Annotated in this window: 16 protein-coding genes; 6 read left to right on the top strand and 10 right to left on the bottom strand. The window is 45.4% G+C overall.

Annotated features, from left to right (window positions below):
• Window positions 1-17 precede the first annotated feature (17 nt).
• Both QUA13_RS19170 and QUA13_RS19165 read right to left on the bottom strand, forming a co-directional pair.
• Window positions 18-1,541: a peptide ligase PGM1-related protein gene (locus tag QUA13_RS19170; protein ID WP_333200993.1), complete on the bottom strand. Its 1,524-nt coding sequence runs from the start codon at window positions 1,539-1,541 to the stop codon at window positions 18-20.
• Window positions 1,542-1,904: 363 nt separating this feature from the next.
• Entirely contained in the window at window positions 1,905-3,521 is a 1,617-nt protein-coding gene (locus QUA13_RS19165; protein ID WP_333200991.1) for a glycosyltransferase family 39 protein, read from the bottom strand.
• A gap of 318 nt (window positions 3,522-3,839) precedes the next feature.
• On the opposite strand from QUA13_RS19165, the gene recA reads away from it, so the two are divergent.
• A complete protein-coding gene (gene recA / locus QUA13_RS19160; protein ID WP_333189115.1) occupies window positions 3,840-4,979 on the top strand; it encodes a recombinase RecA in 1,140 nt (379 codons plus the stop codon).
• Window positions 4,980-5,292: 313 nt separating this feature from the next.
• Here recA and QUA13_RS19155 read toward each other — a convergent pair whose 3' ends face one another.
• Together QUA13_RS19155 and QUA13_RS19150 are read right to left on the bottom strand one after the other, a co-directional pair.
• On the bottom strand, window positions 5,293-5,586 hold the full coding sequence (locus QUA13_RS19155) for a hypothetical protein (protein ID WP_333200989.1): 294 nt from the start codon (window positions 5,584-5,586) through the stop codon (window positions 5,293-5,295).
• 161 nt (window positions 5,587-5,747) lie between these two features.
• Window positions 5,748-6,467, bottom strand: a complete 720-nt coding sequence (locus QUA13_RS19150; protein WP_333200987.1) for a hypothetical protein — start codon at window positions 6,465-6,467, stop codon at window positions 5,748-5,750.
• A 561-nt stretch (window positions 6,468-7,028) separates the two neighbouring features.
• On the opposite strand from QUA13_RS19150, the gene QUA13_RS19145 reads away from it, so the two are divergent.
• Both QUA13_RS19145 and QUA13_RS19140 read left to right on the top strand, forming a co-directional pair.
• Window positions 7,029-7,502, top strand: a complete 474-nt coding sequence (locus tag QUA13_RS19145) for a Coq4 family protein (RefSeq protein WP_333200985.1) — start codon at window positions 7,029-7,031, stop codon at window positions 7,500-7,502.
• Window positions 7,503-7,531: 29 nt separating this feature from the next.
• Window positions 7,532-7,756: a response regulator transcription factor gene (locus QUA13_RS19140; protein WP_172191715.1), complete on the top strand. Its 225-nt coding sequence runs from the start codon at window positions 7,532-7,534 to the stop codon at window positions 7,754-7,756.
• 115 nt (window positions 7,757-7,871) lie between these two features.
• Here QUA13_RS19140 and QUA13_RS19135 read toward each other — a convergent pair whose 3' ends face one another.
• The 3 genes from QUA13_RS19135 to QUA13_RS19125 all read right to left on the bottom strand — a co-directional run bounded on the left by QUA13_RS19135 (window position 7,872) and on the right by QUA13_RS19125 (window position 10,866).
• Window positions 7,872-8,768 (bottom strand): alpha/beta hydrolase, encoded by an 897-nt coding sequence (locus QUA13_RS19135; RefSeq protein ID WP_333189111.1) that lies wholly within the window; start codon window positions 8,766-8,768, stop codon window positions 7,872-7,874.
• Window positions 8,769-8,985: 217 nt separating this feature from the next.
• Window positions 8,986-10,464 (bottom strand): D-alanyl-D-alanine carboxypeptidase/D-alanyl-D-alanine endopeptidase, encoded by a 1,479-nt coding sequence (dacB, locus tag QUA13_RS19130; RefSeq protein WP_333200983.1) that lies wholly within the window; start codon window positions 10,462-10,464, stop codon window positions 8,986-8,988.
• 75 nt (window positions 10,465-10,539) lie between these two features.
• The gene (locus QUA13_RS19125; RefSeq protein ID WP_333200981.1) at window positions 10,540-10,866 is read right to left on the bottom strand and encodes a (2Fe-2S) ferredoxin domain-containing protein; all 327 of its coding nucleotides are present in this window, start codon (window positions 10,864-10,866) and stop codon (window positions 10,540-10,542) included.
• Window positions 10,867-11,110: 244 nt separating this feature from the next.
• Here QUA13_RS19125 and QUA13_RS19120 point away from each other — a divergent pair, with 244 nt between their 5' ends.
• Together QUA13_RS19120 and nblB are read left to right on the top strand one after the other, a co-directional pair.
• Complete coding sequence (locus tag QUA13_RS19120) at window positions 11,111-11,572, top strand: CBS domain-containing protein (RefSeq protein ID WP_333201031.1); 462 nt, start codon at window positions 11,111-11,113, stop codon at window positions 11,570-11,572.
• 120 nt (window positions 11,573-11,692) lie between these two features.
• Window positions 11,693-12,367: a phycobilisome degradation protein NblB gene (gene nblB, locus QUA13_RS19115; RefSeq protein WP_333200979.1), complete on the top strand. Its 675-nt coding sequence runs from the start codon at window positions 11,693-11,695 to the stop codon at window positions 12,365-12,367.
• A 190-nt stretch (window positions 12,368-12,557) separates the two neighbouring features.
• On the opposite strand, the gene QUA13_RS19110 is transcribed toward nblB, so the two are convergent.
• Window positions 12,558-12,746, bottom strand: a complete 189-nt coding sequence (locus tag QUA13_RS19110; protein ID WP_333200978.1) for a hypothetical protein — start codon at window positions 12,744-12,746, stop codon at window positions 12,558-12,560.
• A 103-nt stretch (window positions 12,747-12,849) separates the two neighbouring features.
• On the opposite strand from QUA13_RS19110, the gene QUA13_RS19105 reads away from it, so the two are divergent.
• Complete coding sequence (locus QUA13_RS19105; RefSeq protein ID WP_333200976.1) at window positions 12,850-14,136, top strand: CAP domain-containing protein; 1,287 nt, start codon at window positions 12,850-12,852, stop codon at window positions 14,134-14,136.
• Between the two features lie 266 nt (window positions 14,137-14,402).
• Here the strand turns inward: QUA13_RS19105 and QUA13_RS19100 are convergent, their stop codons facing one another.
• The gene (locus QUA13_RS19100; RefSeq protein WP_333200974.1) at window positions 14,403-14,984 is read right to left on the bottom strand and encodes a hypothetical protein; all 582 of its coding nucleotides are present in this window, start codon (window positions 14,982-14,984) and stop codon (window positions 14,403-14,405) included.
• Between the two features lie 262 nt (window positions 14,985-15,246).
• On the bottom strand, window positions 15,247-16,887 hold the full coding sequence (locus tag QUA13_RS19095; protein ID WP_333200973.1) for a bifunctional diguanylate cyclase/phosphodiesterase: 1,641 nt from the start codon (window positions 16,885-16,887) through the stop codon (window positions 15,247-15,249).
• Window positions 16,888-17,437: the final 550 nt, after the last annotated feature.

Below are 17,437 nucleotides of genomic sequence, written 5' to 3'. Positions count from 1 at the left end.
TAATGGTTAAATGAGATTTAGTATGAGGTTTCGCGATCGAGCACTTTCACAACTTTGTTATACATCTGCTCAGCTTCTTGCTGCGAATTGCCGATACTCGTCAATCCCAATTTGCCAAACTCCGACAAACAGCCCATTAAATGAAACACACTGCCCGTCTCAGTACCGGTGTCAAAATGCAGTTGATTGTCAGCAATAATATCCATCAAATCGTTCGGCAACAATCCCCGATAACGCTCTTTTTTCAAATTGTCGGAAGCAACATAATATTTCGGACGGCCCTGCTGACTGTAAAACAATCCCGTAGTACGCTCGTACCGACCGTTTGTTAACAGCTTCAAAGCCATAAACGGATGAGTTGTGCCTCCTTTCCGTAAGTTAATTTCTATTGCTTGAAGATCCCATTTCCCATCGGATTGCTTTACCGCGAGAAAATCCACTCCAAATCTCTCTAAAGCACCTTTTTTAGCTAAGTTTTGCCCTACTTTCCATCCCAATTCCTGCAACGCTATTCGATAAGATTCGTCCGCCGGAAATCGGCAGCCTAAGAAAATTTGACCGTCTGGGCCTCCTAAAATTTGGTCGTGGGTTGAGAGAATTTCTACTTCGCCGCTGGGGACAATTCTGCCTTGAACGCTGGGCGAGAACTTTTTTTCTCCTTCGATAAATGCTTCGGCAATTGCTCCTAATTCGGGAATGCGGCTGCTAAAATTTTCCCAGGTTTCGCCTGTGGATTGAAAGCGTAAATTATGGAAGCTGTCGCCAATTGCCTTCGCTTTTTCTGTAGGTGCTTTACCTGCGAGGGGCTTCAGATCTAAAATTGCATTCCCTTCCCCCGAAAAACCTTCATTTAACTTAATTACCATCCGCTGCAAATGCGGCTGCCTTTCCCACAGCCCGGCCGCAGATTCTGCTAAATCTTCCGCATTCCAAACCAACTCGGAACCGTCAGGACAAGGCACGCCACATTCTTTAAAAATTTGCCTGCTACCGCTTTTTGTTCCCCAGTATAACAGATCGGGATCGCTGGCCCACAAAGGAATCCCCAATTTAACAGATAACTCGCGTTCTAAGGGCGTCGAGTTGTAACAAACCATATAAGATTTTGTCGGCCGCGCTGCTTGACGAATGCGCTCCATCAAGCGGGGACGATCTAAAATTTTCTGGGTGAGGGATTTGGCAGAAGCATCGTAAGCACAGAACAGCAAAAGCCGATCGCGCGCGTGAGAAAACGGAATTCCCGGCAACAATTGCAGGTAATAATCCACAATCATCGGGTGCAAAGGCTCCGAGGTAATGTAAATTAAGCGCGTGCGGGGATTTCGCAGGCGAATCAATGAAAATAAATGCCGCTCTTCGTAGTGGTAAGCCCCCTCAATTTTCAGCATTTCTTGCTGATCTAAGCTGAGAGAAGGAATGACGATAATGTCACAATCTCCGCTGTCGAAGTCTTCGATCGCTCCCCAACGTTCGCGTAATTCTGTTTGAAGATTGCGAAATTGCTGTGCAGATTCGGAAGATGAATTATTTAACTCTTGCATTGCGTTTTATCCTAAGTATTCAAATAATTATTGCTGATTATGTCAAATGCGTCCGCCCAAATACCTGAGACAACTGACACAGCTTTTTTCTGACGCACTTTAGCGGGAATTTTGACAGAAATGCCCCAATAGTGATTTAAGGTGTGTCAGTCGAAATATTTGAGGCAACTCAAACAGTTTTTGATGACCCCGCCCAAAAACGGATACCGTGCCACGTACTCCTGTCGTGAAAATCCAAAAATTTCAGACCAAAGTTTAATCTCCCAGATTCATCTGTGGAATAAATCTACAATCTAAAATCTACAATCTAAAATCGGCTGACGTACCCTACCGGGGACGATCGTCCATTTCTGTCAAGCTGCTCTAAGAAGCTCGCCGCACTCGAAAAAGTTTGGCATACTCCAATATTGGCTCTAAGCGGCGTTGATTTTGCTTGAGTGCCGATCGCAATTTTTCCGAAGGGCGGAATACAAGGGGAGCCGAATATTTGTTCAGCATCTCCATATCTGGCGACTGGCTCAGCAGCATCAGCCGCACGTCTTTGTCAAGCAAATAACTCAGAGAAAGCAAATCTCCCATGTTAGTAAAATCGTTACCGCGATCGCTAATTACAATTGTATCTTTAATCGATCGGTTAGCTATCGCCTCTTTGTTAATAATTTTCGCAACTTCAGCATTAAAATAACTCAAGTCTTTGCTCCACCAAGTATCAGAAAAAGCGCTGACCGTACAGGATGCTATACTTGCTGTAAATACCAAGGCTAAAATAACTTGCCAAAACCGCTCCTGAGTTTTCACGTTACTTGCGAGCAAGTAAGCAACTGCTAGCTGCACTCCCGGAAAGCAGGAAATCAGATAGCGACTGACGGCGGAACGTTTGCCGCCTAAGATTATATCCGGTAACGCCAGGATCGAAAAAGGTACAAAGATTGATGTTAAAATAAACAGCCAAGTTGAACTGCTAGTCCAGCGGCAGATTTTGTAAATCGCTGCGGCCATTAACAGCAAAAATGGCAATCTCAGCACATAAGTCCAGATATTATCAAAGCCTAAGTCGAAGTCAAAAAATAATGCTGTAAAGCTGAGCGCCCACAATTTGACAAGATACAGCAAACCAGGAGATACTCGCGTCCAATCTGTCGTAGCTGATGCTCGTTCCAGGTTGGTTGTCAGCACGTAAATCCAGGGAAAATACAATATTAAAGCTGCTATTACTGCTAGAAAAAATAGGGAATTAGTTACGTGACCTTCCAATTCTCTTTTTTTGACAAACAACCAGTAAGCAATTATAAAAACTCCGTGTCCGATGAGAGTTAAACTGAAGAAAGGGTGAGTGTAGAAACCAATGGCGATCGCCAGCGAGTAACACGCCCAGTTTTGCCAACCCTGCAACCGCACTGCTCTCAGCAGCAGCCAACTGCTGCCCATAACTGTAGCTGTCAGCAAACTGTACTGCCTTGCTGTCTGAGCAAACAATATGTCAAAGGGAGATAAAGCCAAAAGTGCTGTTGCTAATAACGCCGCCAAATTCGAGGCAAAAAGTTCCTGAGCTAAAGCGTACATCAAAGGCAGCGACAGCAAACTCAATAGTGCTGGCAAAGTGCGGGATGCTGTTAGAGAACTGCCAAATTGCTGCATCCACCAACGAGCCACGAGAAAGTATAAAGGCGGATGCTGCGGGTCTTCTAGTGCTAAAGAACGAATTGTATCGGCTTCTGTACTTCCCGGTTTAATCCGCTGATATTTTTGCAATTCTGGTGCGGGAACAATCCGGTTTTGGAATAGTTTGTCGTCGATTTCTTGGCGTGTGAAACCAGCAGCGCGGATTGATGTGTAAGCTTCGTCGTGCCAGTAAAGTTTGCGATCGATCTCGAAGAACCGAAATCCGATACCTAGTAAAATGCCGATCGCCAATAAGCTCATCAGCCAGCGGGAATTTTTGGTATTAACAGATGTGTCTTGATGTGTTTTAGATCCCATGCTTGTCCTAATTGTGGCGATTCCCTGCGGGATAGCTACGCTTCACGGAATTTGGCACTGTAGACCATCTTAAACCTCACTCCGAGAGCGATCGATACCCAGTACATACCCCAACAGACAATAATTCTACCCTCTGCCGGATGCCGAATACCTTCTAGATCCGACCCTTGTGAAAGCTGGCTCAGGCTGAACCACCCCCAAAATCAAGAATCTTCAAGCAGATCCTCCCAGAACCTCCAGACCCCAAAAATAACTGCTAACATACGTGTTGTACAGTTAATCAACAAGCTCCGCAAGGGGTCTACCCGCATACCGCAAATGGCAAAAAAAGAAACGTCTATAAAAACTTCCACTGAAAACTCAGAAAAGCAAAAAGCCCTAACTTCCGTACTGTCCCAAATCGAGCGCAGCTTTGGCAAAGGGGCGATCGTCCGATTGGGAGACTCCACTCGCATGAGGGTAGAAACCATTCCCACCGGAGCCCTGACACTGGACATTGCTTTGGGCGGCGGTTTGCCAAAAGGCCGAGTCATTGAAATTTACGGGCCGGAAAGTTCCGGTAAAACCACTCTAGCCCTCCACGCGATCGCCGAAGTCCAAAAATCCGGCGGTATCGCAGCCTTCGTCGATGCCGAACACGCGCTCGATCCCACCTACGCCTCAGCTTTAGGCGTCGATATTGAAAATCTATTAGTTTCCCAGCCGGATACCGGCGAAATGGGCCTAGAAATTGTCGATCAACTCGTGCGTTCCGTCGCCGTCGATATCGTAGTCATTGACTCCGTAGCCGCCCTCGTCCCCCGCGCCGAAATTGAAGGCGACATGGGCGACTCTCACATGGGTTTGCAAGCCCGATTGATGAGCCAAGCTTTACGGAAAATCACCGGCAATATCGGCAAATCCGGCTGTACCGTCATTTTCCTCAACCAACTGCGGCAGAAAATCGGCATAACTTACGGCAACCCGGAAACAACAACCGGCGGCAACGCACTCAAATTCTACGCCAGCGTGCGGCTCGACATTCGCCGGATTCAAAGCTTGAAAAAAGGCACAGAAGAATACGGCAACCGCACGAAAGTTAAAGTTGCTAAAAATAAAGTTGCTCCGCCTTTCCGCATTGCCGAATTTGACATTGTATTTGGCAAAGGCATTTCTACTTTAGGCTGTCTGACTGACTTGGCCGACGAAATGGGAGTAATTATGAAAAAAGGTTCTTGGTATAGCTATAACGGCGAGAACATAGCTCAAGGACGAGACAAAGTGATCCAACACATGGAGAAAAATACCGACTTCAAAAATGAAATTGAGGAGCTAGTTAAAAAGAAACTTGAGACTGGTGCTGTGGTTTCTGCTAATTCTGTCGCTCCTGTTGACAATGATGATGAGGATGTAGAAGATCTAGACAATGTAGAAGATCTAGATAATGTAGAAGATGTAGAGGATCTGGAAGAAATTTAAATCTTTTAGTCAATAAATCCCATAGCTGTTAGAGCCCGGACTTTTTAAAGAAGTCGGGGCTCTGTTTATTCTGTTTTTTTAAGATGTAGGGGTAATATCAAATGCGGTAGCATCGGAATTAATATTACCCACAGCTTTCGAGACCGTGAGTGCAATGCCGTGTCCCTACAATTAATCGCGGTAGGGACACGGCATTGCCGTGTCCTCTATATAATTCCGGTGCAACCGGAAACGATATAAAGCATTTGAGAGAATACAAAGAACCCCGACTTCATCGAAGAAGTCGGGGTTCTAAAATAAGAGTATTTCACGTTTAATGTTGAGGAGTTTGGTTGAAGGAAATCTCTAAAACTTCTATCTGCTGGTTGAGAGTCGCAGAGCGCTTCTGAGCATATTTGTCGTGCAGAAAAATAGTTAAGCCCACACCCACTGGCAAAACAAAATCGGTGCTTACGGCAGTGTCGGATCTGTAATTTACGCCACCCTTTATAGCTTTCTGCCCCAAACAGTTGCAGGCAACCGCAGCTTCTTTGAGGTACTCGGAATTGCTGCTGTAATTGTGTGCTTCCTTTGTATTTTTATCCTGAAGGAACCGAAGGTTATTCAAAGCAAAGATTTGGCAGAAGAAGCTATGCTGCTCGGTCACTAAATCGCAAATAAAGTTTTAATTAGAACAAGTTAAAACAACAGAAAACCCAGCAGCCTCACTTCTTTCTTTAAGAAGTAGGGCTTTGAGATGAGCAGCAGTTTATTTATCACTTTTGTCACTTACTGTGGCAAAGAAATTGGCTGAATGTATTGAGAATTAGCGCGCACATAACAGCCATTTGTTGTCAGGAGCCAGGGTTGACCTTTCTCAATTTTAATTGCATTTGTTCCCCTGAGTTCACCGAAAATTTTATCTTTGTTCGCGCTGTAAACTTGTTTAATTGCTCCGTTTGGCGTCTGGCGACAGTTGAGTTTTCCATCCCGTGACGTGATTCGCCACAATGGCCAAGTTCCAGAACCAGCAGTTTCAGTCAACCAAGTATTAGCATTGCTAGAAGTATAGTCGCCACTTGCATTAGCACGCGGTAAAGCTTCGACTAAATTTACTTTAACTGTCTTGCCCACAGAAGAACAATTTTCTCCTGCTTTCACCTTCCAAGTAACTTCGGCTCCCAATTGGCTGCTCCTTCCAACTTGACGCGTGACAATGGTAATATCTCCAGAACAAACAATTTTTTTTCCAGGGCCACTCGCACTGTCTTTGAAAGTTCCGCTGTAATAATAAGAGCCTGCTGCTCCTTCGGAACGGGTAACTTTAATATTGCCCAAAAATTCCCGATTGCCTACTTTTGTCAAGTAAAAACTGCTGCGATTGTTCCCTTTTTCTGACAGGTTTAAAGTAGTTTGACCGTTGGGATCAACATAAGTGGTAGCGCTAGCAGCACTGCACCAAATTAATGACAAAACTCCTGCATAAAACCAAATATTAAGTTGTTTCATGGCAATACCTTTTATAAATTTATACTTTATTATACCTAGTATTCAAATACTTCACCAGTCGCTTAAATGAGTGACACTCATTTGAGCGACTGCGCACTCGTCTGACCCTAGGCGCGGAGCATCCCCAGCATCAACTTTGCATAACTTCACCTTACTTCAGGTTCTTTCAACTCTCTTCACTTGCTAGCACCCGCATCGCTTGGTTTACACGGTTCAACTTCTGACTCATTGCAGGTTCCAATAATGAGCAGCAGAATAAATTTATATACGTAAGTAAGGGAGTTCCAATCACCGCTAGATACTGTGGATTTTACGGTTACTTCCCGGCGGGTCAAGTTGCGGTAACTAACACTAGCCCGATTTTGACAACTGGCAGATTTTACCTCTGAGGCTGTTTGTAAAGAAATGTAAAAGCTCCTGAAAGTCAATTGCTGTGACAGAAAGTACGGTTTCTAAGCTGAGTAGGTAAAAAAAGTCGTCTTGATTCAGCGCAAAAATGAACTTGACAAACACCAATTAATTTGCCCGAAACTTAAATTATTGTTGAAGGGAGAATCAATCATGGCTGACGGTCAATTAGAAGCTATATTAAAGATGGCTCGAACAATTAATCCTCAAATTGAGAGCGATCGACCTTTTGAAATAGACTTGGAAAAATTGCGCCAACTGCCAGCAGGAACATTAGGGTGCGAAGTGGCGCGGTTTTTGGACGAACAAGGCTTTGAGCCGATCGCATCGGGAGACTGGATTCAGCGAAACCACGACGTTTGGCACGTTCTGACCGGTCTTTCAGCTTCAACAGAAGATGAATTTGTACTTCAAGCGTTTACTCGCGCTCAAGTATTTCGTCCTTCCTGTGCGATTTTAGTGTTAGTTGGACTGATCGGTGGCAAATGCGCGATCGGACAAATTATCAAAGGCTTAAAACACGGAAAACTAGCCACTCGGCTAATAGACTGGGATGTTGCATCTGATTGGGAAACTCCTTTATCTCAAGTTCGAGAAAAACTCGGAATTCAACCCTTAATTGATTAGATTTTAACTCGTTACCTCATTGCAAAAGTATGCAAAGCACAAGTGACAAACCGGAAATTAGCCTGAGTCCACGGGAAAGAGCGATCGCGCAATTAGTAGCCCAAGGTCTGCCAAACAAATGTATTGCCAAAAATTTAAATATCAGTCACTGGACGGTTGCTACTTACGTAAGGCGGATTTTTATCAAACTCGGTGTTTGTTCCAGAACTGCAATGATTGCACTGCTGATCCAAGAAAATTTGCTCTGGGATTAACAAACAGTTGAATGTGTCAGATATCAAGAACGGGCAAGATGCCCGTTCCACAAAAATTCAATCTTCTTGTGGAACGGGCATCTTGCCCGTTCTTATTTGCAAGCGTTAATTTTTTCTATGCCAAAGCCAAAGAAGGAGAAGAATTTCTCAGAAAACTCAGCAATTCTCGATTCACCGTTTGCGGTGCTTCCTGCTGAATCCAGTGACCGCAGTTAGGAACTAATTTTAACTTAAACGGAGCCGTAATTAACCGGTCTAAACCTTCTACAAGTTTGTGGCTCAAAAACGCATCTTCTTCTCCCCAAAGTACCAAAGTAGGCACTGTCACAGGTTCTAATTTCTGTCCCCAATGCCAAAGCCGCTGCGGGTGAAACATCTGCTGGTAATAATTCATCGCCGCCGCTAACACTCCCGGCTTTTCTAAAGCAGTCTGATAAATCTTAGTTTCCTCAGCGCTAAAAGCTCCTTTGCGAACAGCTTGTCCTTGAAAAACATTTTTCACAAAATCTTTCAAGTTTTGCCGGATCAACCATTCGGGAATGCCGGGAACCTGAAAAGCCAAAACGTACCAACTGCGGCGGATTTGATCTAAATTGCTCGCCATTTCCTGCACGAATCGCTGCGGGTGCGGAGCGTTTAAAATTGCCAAGCGGTTGAGCTTTTCGGGGAATTTTTGAGCTAAGTGCCACGCGATCGCACCTCCGCAATCATGACCGACAATGTGAGCTTTTGTATAGCCGAGCCGATCGATCAAACCGCGAATATCGGCGCTCAGCGTATCTAAATCATAGCCGCTTGTCGGTTTGTCGGAATCGTTGTAGCCCCGCAAATCCGGCACCACAACCTTGAAATGACGCGCTAACGCAGGGATTTGATGGCGCCAAGAGTACCAAAACTCTGGAAACCCGTGCAGGAGCAGAACGAGATCGCCTTCTCCTTGAGAAACACAGTGCAGGCGGATGTTGTTGGTTTCGACAAAAATGTGTTGCTGTTCGGAATCGAAAGAATTCATAGTTGGAAAGTTAGACTTATTTTGGGGAAGTACAGAACCCGCCGACTGGTAGCAGGCTGAAACTGCCCAATGGTTTTAATGTTTCTGCTTTTATTGTAGCTGCTTTTCGAGTCCCGCCGCTGCAATCTAATTAAACTTAAAACTTGTAGGGTTTTTGGGTGTTCTGTTTTTTAGGTGTAATTACTAATCTTAACTTTCTCACCTTAAATTTGTTGTTTTAACAGCGGCGCAGGCGATTCAATAATAGCACAATTTCGTCAGTTGCGGATCGCATTTTTGCAGCCGATAGGTCAGATTGATTGACGATAATGCTAAACACCAGCGGCTCGTAATTCGGAACTTCGATATATCCCGACAGCGCCGAAACTCCGCTCAAAGTTCCTGTTTTTGCTTGCAAAACTACGCGGTTTGGTGTAATATTTAAGCGATTTTTTAAAGTGCCGTTCTCGCCCGCGATCGGCAGTGACTGGCGGTAAATAGATGCAGCAGGTGAATTGGCCATAAATCTCAAAGTTTGCACCAAGGCTTCTGGACTAATTAAATTGTGCCGAGACAAGCCGGAACCGTCGGTTAATATGTAGCTGTTGGGATTTACTCCTAATTGAGTTAAAGCTGTTTTTAACTCTTTCAAACCGATTTCACCTGTATCCTCTTGTGGCACAGGCATCTTGCCTGTGAGTGTTTGTGGCAGGGGCATCTTGTCTGTAACTTTTCCCAGCAACCTCAATAAAACTTCTGCATAAAGATTGTTGCTTTCTCGATTAGTTTCTTTCACCAATTCCGTCAGCGATGGCGATTCAACCGTCGCTAATTCTTGATTAAAATTGCGAGGCTCAGATGCAACGAAAGCCTGTTTAACAGGAATTCCCTCAGCCGCCAGGACTTGCTGAAAATGCTGCAAAAAATTATTAGCGGGGTTGACAACGGCGACATAAGCTGGTTCTGATTCTGCACCAACTTTCAACTGTCCGCTAACTCGAATTACAGGTCGATCGAACTCCCTGCCAACTTCAATAAACTCAGATTCGCTTTGAGCGACTGTTACTGAATTGTTCTGAATTTGCCACTGATTTGCCAGCTTAGGTTCGGCAAAAGTAACTTTCAGAGGTTGCCCGATATCCTGCGGGGACAAGAGAAGTTCGATCGCGTTTTGATTGAAAATTAAACTGTTAATCGGCGCTCCATAGCCTGCTTGCGCGTCTTCCCATTCCCAATTCGCATTGACTGCACTGCCTTGAAAATAGCTGTCATCGCCAATCAACTCGTTAACTTGACTGATTCCCCGCTGCTTCAACTGCTGCGCCAAGGATTTCAACTGAGGCTCAGCAATGCTCGGATCTCCCCTGCCCGCAACGTACAAACTTCCATTTTCGCCGCTGTAAACCGATGTCTTAATCCGAAAATCTGCACCGAGTTTCTGCAAAGCAGCGGCTGTGGTTAGCAGCTTGACATTTGATGCTGGAATAAAATATTTTTGGGCGTCGCGGCTGTAGAGAGTAGCAGTAGAAGATAGAGGTTGAATCAAAATGCCCCAGCGCGATCGGCTAAATTCGGGACGGTTGGCGATCGCATCTACTTGTGCCCCCAATTCCCCCGGACAAATATCCCCAGCAACCGTCTGCGTTTGAGCCGCAACCGCCGACGGACGCCCCAGAATTAGGACTAACAAACTAAGCGCAATTCCTTTGATTTTCAAAGTGCAAGTCCCATAACAATAACTATTAAAATTAGATGCGCCAGAGCTGAGAAGTTTGACCGAATCAAGTCAATACTAATAATAATAACGGGCATGAATTCTCGGATTGAACAGCGCCTCTACAGGTTTTCCCTCTTTGAGGTGTTCTTCCACAATCAACGGTACATCACTCGGTTTAACTCGACAATACCAAATTTCGTCTGGGGTAACTCGCACAGTCGGGCCAGTGTTGCACTGTCCCTGACAGCTACTGGCCTCAACTGTTACCCCTGCAACTTGTTGAGCTTCAAAAGCAGCTAGCACTGCTGCTGAACCATTTTTCAGGCAAGATTGATACTGGCAAACCAATACACAGCGCGGTTCTGGTTGGGAGTCTGGTTCTCGGGCTGGAGATTCTGGCATTGGTAAGGATTTATCGGCTCTTTAATATATCTTAACAATCTTGTCAGGCAGATGGCTCGCCCGAGGGAGGCAAAGGGCAGAATTTTACAGTGCGATCGAAAAAAGTAGCAAAATTCTGGTACTCAAACTTTTTCCTTCCTTCTACCTTCAAACCAATCCTTTCAGCAGAGCTGCCTTTCTTCAGTCTGTGTCACGCTTTCCCTATATGATCGATTTAGAGCAACAACTCAATCAACCGCTAATCATGCCAAAAACAGTAGCCGATGTAATGAGCCGCGAGCCGATTTTGGCGCGACCCGAAATGCCCTTGAACGAAGCGATTAAAATTTTAGCCGATCGACGCATTAGCGGTCTTCCCGTCGTAGATGAGAATAACTTGTTGGTAGGAGTCATCTCCGAAACCGACTTGATGTGGCGGGAAAGCGGCGTAACTCCGCCCGCTTATATCATGGTGCTCGACAGCGTGATTTATTTGGAAAATCCATCTCGTTACGAGCGAGAGCTCCACAAGGCTTTAGGACAAACAGTAGGAGAAGCGATGAGTACAGAGCCAGTTACCATCGATCCCGACAAATCTCTCCAAGAAGCTGCAAAACTGATGCACGATCGCAGCATCCACCGATTGCCGGTGCTTGATACTGCCGGCAAAGTAATCGGCATCCTCACTAGGGGAGATATTATTCGAGCGATGGCGGCCGAATCTTAATTAACTTTTGCAGTTCCAGGACTGCATCAGAAAACGAGTCTATCGCTGTTTCAATCTCGCTCGCTTTTGGCAATTACCAATTACCAAATCTAAAATCTAAAATCTAAAATCTAAAATCCGATGAGCATTACCCCTGAGTCTGTCGAACAATTGCTGAATTCCGAGGATTTTGGCGAAAGGCTGCGAGCAGTCAACCAACTGCGGCAACTAGATCCCGCGATCGCCTATAAACTGATTCAAATTGCGATCGGCGATAAAAACGTCCGGGTTCGCTACGCAGCAGTCAGCCAAATATCAACCCTCGGCACGCAGAATCTGCCGAACGCTTTAGAGGTACTGCGTAACAGCCTGAACAACGACCCCGAACCCGACGTGCAAGCAGCAGCAGCCGATGCTTTGGGCGCATTGAAATTAAGCGATGCTTTAGAAGATTTGCAGAAAGTTTACAGCAGTACATCTGAATGGCTGGTGCAGCTCAGCATCGTTGCGGCTTTGGGAGAAATGGGAGATCCGAAAGCCTTTCCGATGTTAGAAAATGCCCTCTCTTCTGAAAACGAATTGATCCAAACCATTGCGATCAGCGCATTAGGTGAATTGGGAGATAAACGCGGGCTGCCGCTGCTGCTTCCCTACGCTTCCAATGCAGATTGGCAGATCCGTTACAGAGTCGCCCAAGCTCTCGGGCGGTTGGGCGGTGCAGAAGCAGAGACAGCTTTGGAAATTCTCGCCAAAGATGAGGTTGAGCAAGTGGCTCAGGAAGCTAGAGCCGGAAAAGAGAATATTTTAAAGTTGTGAGTTTTGAGGTGTGAATTTTGAATTAATTTAGAATTTTTTCTGAGGATTCTACTAAAAATTCCGTTCGCCATCGCACACAGAATTCAAAAACCCGGTTTCTTCCTATATTTCTCGTGACAGTCCGCCAAACTCGTAGAAACCGGGTTTCTAGCCCGCTAGCCAGCGGGCTGGGTGCGCACCGCAAACCTTACTAATCAGGAAAAATCTCAAATCTCGAATCTAAAATTGTCTTGATGCCACGGGCGATCGCTAATTTCCTGTAAACTCTCCTCAAAGTCGATCGCACTCTTCCCTTTCTCAACCACAGCCGGGATCTTGACATCGGCACTTTGACAACAGCTATAATCAAAATAGATAAAGCAGCGGCAGGGATTAACACAATTATTGAATTGTACCCAACCAGCTAGCGATCGGGGAAACTATCGTTAAGAGGGCAAGCAATCTACCAGCAAAACCCACTCTTAAAAGTGTTTATCATCCCCATGCTTGAACAACTACAAAATTCTGGTTCTCAGTCCTCGGACATTTTAACAGGAGAGCGATCGGCCTCTCAAGTCGCACCAACTCCAACCAATCCAAACTTTATTTATAGAGTTTTAGAACTTACCAACATCGAACGCAGTAAATTAGGTTTGTCCCCGCTAACCTTAAATACTCAGTTACTAAATGCGGCGGAAAATCACAGCCAAAACATGGCACTGCAAGACTTCTTTTCCCATACCGGAAAAGATGGTTCGTCATTCACCAGTCGGGTTACTGCAACGGGCTATCAATTTTCAGCGGCAGCAGAAAACATCGCTGCGGGATCTTCTACACCCGAACAAGTTGTATCCTCGTGGATGAACAGCGACGGCCACCGGGCTAACATTCTTAACCCCAATCTCAAAGAAATTGGCATCGGTTACTATTTCTTAGCCGACGATACTGGCACTGAAAATTGGAATCACTATTGGACGCAAGTTTTTGCGACTTCTCTTGACGGTAGCGTCAATCCCGCACCCACACCAACTCCCACACCAACTCCCACACCAACTCCCAACACATTGGTATCGATTATTTCGCCCATACCCAATGCGACAGGGGACGGCAGCCCGACGACAGCACCCAAAAATACAGCCAGCGGCGGCAATTATTTCCTATCAGATAGTGCCGATACTCAAATACCGACAAATGCTGCGGGATTGCCAATTTTTGCCCTTTCCGGCAAAGACAATATCACCGGGGGAGAAGGTGTTGATAGCATTAATGGGATGCAAGGTGCGGATACAATTAATGGCGCAGGTGGCAATGACAGCTTATCGGGCGGCAAAGAGTCGGATTCAATTGATGGGGGTGTTGGCAATGATTTTATCAGCGGCAACAACGATAACGATCGGCTAATCGGATCGGACGGTAACGATACTATTCGCGGCGGTAAAGAAGATGATATCTTGATTGGCGGTAACGGCGAAGATTTGTTGGCGGGCGATCGCGGTCAAGATATTCTGATCGGCGGCGCTGGAAATGATACGTTTATTTTAGCAGGAGGTTTGTCTGCTTCGTCTACTTTAATTGGTGCGGATGTGATTACCGATTTTGCGATCGGGGATAACATTGGTTTGACTGACGGTATCGGGTTTGCAAACTTGACTTTTGAAGCTGTGAGTTTGCAGTTGGATGGAGGGGCAAGCATCGCTTCTACGGCGATTAAGTCGGGCAATAATTATTTGGGAATCGTGCAGGGTGTCAGTCAAAGTCAGCTTGCATCTTCTGTTTTTATTAATGGTTGACACTGTTGACTGTTTACCTGTTTAATCTTTCTTTACACAGCATTGTTTATTTATGTCCGACTACTTACCCGAATTTTGAGGGTCAGGTATTCTGCCGATTTAAGTTGTTTTTCTAGATCGCTAGGCGTAAAATTGAGGGAACATAATTATTAGATGGGGCCACTTAACAATTTCGACCCCATCTTTTTTGAGCTGCGATTTGTGTAAATACGCCACAGGTATGGCTTTTGAGGGGGTTCTCACCAGTCAATTATTACCCTAAAACCCTAAAGTTCGTCCAGCTTCAGATCGTCAATATAAAGCAAGAAGAAACCACCGAACACTGATATTACGGCACGCAAAAATGGTTGCATGGGAATTGTGTAAAAGAAACCCCAGACACCGCACCAACATAAGATGATTGCAATGAGAGTATAAATAGTAGACAAGCCGGGATAGTTATTTTTGAAGCGATGAAATACTTTCTCCCTAAAATTCATAGCCTCGAAAGGTTTTTCTGAAGGAGTTTTTCTCCCAAATAGCAACTCCTTCAAGGATAGGTCGTCTAAGAGAAGCATTATCAGGCCAAGCGCTAACAAACTAAGATAGTGCAGAATAACTTCTGGAGAAAATTCAGGGGCGCGTGTTTCTAACAAATTTTCTCCACCAGCCCATGAGTCCAATATAGTGAAAGAGCCAGTCCAGATAGCAATGATGTTGAAAAACACGTAGAAAATGTGAAAATTGGGATATTTTTCCTTGAGGGCATCGAAAAACCTCTCTCGCCTGCCGGAACGACGAGGACGCTTTTTTTGCAAGTCTTCAACGGCGGCTTGAACGGGTTTTTGAGGTTGCATATTAGGTTCCATGATTGCTCCTTTGTAAGTAAAGATTTAAAGTATTGCCGAAGGTAATATTTAAGTGAAATTAGAGAGCTTCTCAAATGGTTCTTCCGTACTTGTAGAGAAAAACAGCCTATTAGTAATTTGAGTTAAGCATAAGCTTAGTTGATCGCTATAGGACGGGAGAACCATCTTCAAATTGCAGCGTGCGCCAGATCGCATTCAACTCAACCGCAGGCATGGATACTGAGCTTACGATCGCATTACCAGTGAAAGCCAATGGTTTAGCTTAAAAGTGGGTGGCAAGAGCCATAGATGCTGCATCAGACTGAAACGACTCGTTTAGCAGTTTGGCGATCGTTTCAGCGTTAGCAGGGCGACTGAAGTAAAACCCTTGACCTTCATCGCAGCCTCGCGCTTGCAGGTAGTCACGCTGCTCCTTGGTTTCAATGCCTTCTGCGGTGATCGTTAACCGCAGACTTTTTGCCAGAGCAATGATGGCATCAGTAATGGTGGCGCTGTTCGGATTAGACAGTACATCTCGGACAAACGATCGATCGATCTTGAGCATATTAACCGGAAACCGTTGCAGGTAGTTGAGGGAAGAATAACCTGTGCCAAAGTCGTCTAGGGCGAGGGACACGCCAAGTTGTCGCAGTTGCAATAAGGTTTTGACCGATCGCTCAATGTCAGTCATCAAGGCAGTTTCAGTCACTTCCAATTCTAAATACGCAGCTTCGAGTTCGGTCTGGGCCAAAATTTGGCGAACCATCTCAACCAGATTCGCCTGCTCAAATTGTCGAGCCGACAGATTCACCGAAATCCGCAGCGCTGGCATCCCAGCCAGTTGCCAGCGACGGGTTTGAGCGCAAGCCGTTCGCAAGACCCATTCACCAATGGGCACGATCTCGCCATTGGCTTCGGCGATCGGAATAAATTTTGCCGGAGAGACTAAACCCTCTGTAGAATGCTGCCAGCGAACCAGCGCCTCCGTTGCTGTCACCTGTCCGCTGTCGAGGTCGATCAGCGGTTGATAGTAAACCAGTAGTTCGTTACGCTCCAGCGCTCCGCGCAGGCTATTTTCTAGGATCAGTCGCTCCTGTAACTCAACGTTCATTTCGGGTGAATAAAATTGATAGTGACTCTGCCCTTGCTGCTTTGCCTGATGAAGTGCGAAGTGAGCTTGCTGAAGAAGTTGCTCTGCAGAATTGGTATTTTCTAAATGGTTCAATGTAATGCCAAGACTGGCGGTGAGGTGGATCGGTTGGCCCTCTATAGAGAAAGGTTTTGCTAGCGTACTCAGCAGCAGTTGGGATAGCTTGACCACACTCTCCAGCGAGGGGAGTTCGCTGCGAGCGATCGCAAACTCACCATCGCCCAAACGCGCCAAGAGATCTGACCGATCCATGCACTGTACCAGCCGTTGGGAAACGGCTCTAATTAGTAAGTCAGATATCCCAGGCTCCAACGCATGGCGCATCGCTGTCAAATCATCGATACCCAATACCAGAACTGCGACCAGGGATGAGTGATTTTGGGATCGGGTTTGATTCAGGCGATCGCAGAATAAGTCACGATTTGGCAATCCAGTCAGTTTATCGTAGTGGGTAATGTAATCAATCAATTCATCTAGTTTGTAAAGCGTTTGTGAGGAATTTGCCATCAGCGTACCGATTTCATCAGCAAACTCTGTGGGTAAGTTCGGCAATGTTTTTGTATCGAGGTAGTTTTGTAGAGCCTCCGAGGTTAAGATTACCGGAACCAGGAGGTAACGTAGGGTAAAAAGCGTTGCTGCCGTACCAGCTAATGTCGCCAGCAGAGCAATCAGCAGAACCCGGACTGATGTCTCTACAGAGTAAGCATTTGAGGTAAGAAACCAGACCATTAAGGTTAGCAAAGGAACGTGCGTGCCTAAAAATGCAACCATCATAATTTTGGCAGTGTAGCTTTTCTTCAGCCAGGGGAGATGCGCCAAGGATGAGTATAGGTTAAGGTTAGGCTTTGGTTGCATAGGACTCGGTTTTAGAATTTAAAGTGGGTAAAGTATCCAGCAGTCTGGTACTAGGTGTGTTGGCTTCAGAAACGGCTTTTTTAACTAAGGAGCGATCGCCTTAGATTTGACCGATATTTTACAAATCGATCGACAATACCGTGCCGCGATCGCTGGTCTGATAAAATATCCAAGCGATCGCCAAACAACAAATATATATACTGACCCTAATCGCCTTTTTTTAAAACGTCAGTGATCCGCGCCACAAATCACCGAATTGACTTTTTTGAAAGCTACAAATTAGATCGACCTTCAGCTTTTAGTATGCTACTGATATAGCAATCCTAAATCATTATCATGATTGTAATACAATTATATGCAATACTTGATTGTGACAATTAAAAATGGATAACTTACAAATGCAACAAAAAGATAGAGAAAAAGAAATAGCCCAATTAGAATCTTTCATTAAAAGCGATATCGATGCCAG

This window comes from Microcoleus sp. S28C3 (assembly GCF_036700785.1).
Taxonomy (GTDB): Bacteria; Cyanobacteriota; Cyanobacteriia; order Cyanobacteriales; family Microcoleaceae; genus Microcoleus; species Microcoleus asticus.
Note: the sequence above shows the minus strand (reverse complement) of the source record. Positions and strands in the feature narration are given on the sequence as shown.

Bases quoted from the DNA above. Each gene is read 5' to 3' on its own strand.
- nblB (WP_333200979.1), top strand. From the start codon at position 11,693: ATGAGCATTACCCCTGAGTCTGTCGAACAATTGCTGAATTCCGAGGAT.
- QUA13_RS19150 (WP_333200987.1), bottom strand. From the start codon at position 6,467: ATGAAACAACTTAATATTTGGTTTTATGCAGGAGTTTTGTCATTAATT.
- QUA13_RS19105 (WP_333200976.1), top strand. From the start codon at position 12,850: ATGCTTGAACAACTACAAAATTCTGGTTCTCAGTCCTCGGACATTTTA.
- QUA13_RS19135 (WP_333189111.1), bottom strand. From the start codon at position 8,768: ATGAATTCTTTCGATTCCGAACAGCAACACATTTTTGTCGAAACCAAC.
- QUA13_RS19145 (WP_333200985.1), top strand. From the start codon at position 7,029: ATGGCTGACGGTCAATTAGAAGCTATATTAAAGATGGCTCGAACAATT.
- QUA13_RS19140 (WP_172191715.1), top strand. From the start codon at position 7,532: ATGCAAAGCACAAGTGACAAACCGGAAATTAGCCTGAGTCCACGGGAA.
- QUA13_RS19170 (WP_333200993.1), bottom strand. From the start codon at position 1,541: ATGCAAGAGTTAAATAATTCATCTTCCGAATCTGCACAGCAATTTCGC.
- QUA13_RS19165 (WP_333200991.1), bottom strand. From the start codon at position 3,521: ATGGGATCTAAAACACATCAAGACACATCTGTTAATACCAAAAATTCC.
- QUA13_RS19100 (WP_333200974.1), bottom strand. From the start codon at position 14,984: ATGGAACCTAATATGCAACCTCAAAAACCCGTTCAAGCCGCCGTTGAA.
- QUA13_RS19095 (WP_333200973.1), bottom strand. From the start codon at position 16,887: ATGATGGTTGCATTTTTAGGCACGCACGTTCCTTTGCTAACCTTAATG.
- recA (WP_333189115.1), top strand. From the start codon at position 3,840: ATGGCAAAAAAAGAAACGTCTATAAAAACTTCCACTGAAAACTCAGAA.
- QUA13_RS19120 (WP_333201031.1), top strand. From the start codon at position 11,111: ATGCCAAAAACAGTAGCCGATGTAATGAGCCGCGAGCCGATTTTGGCG.
- QUA13_RS19125 (WP_333200981.1), bottom strand. From the start codon at position 10,866: ATGCCAGAATCTCCAGCCCGAGAACCAGACTCCCAACCAGAACCGCGC.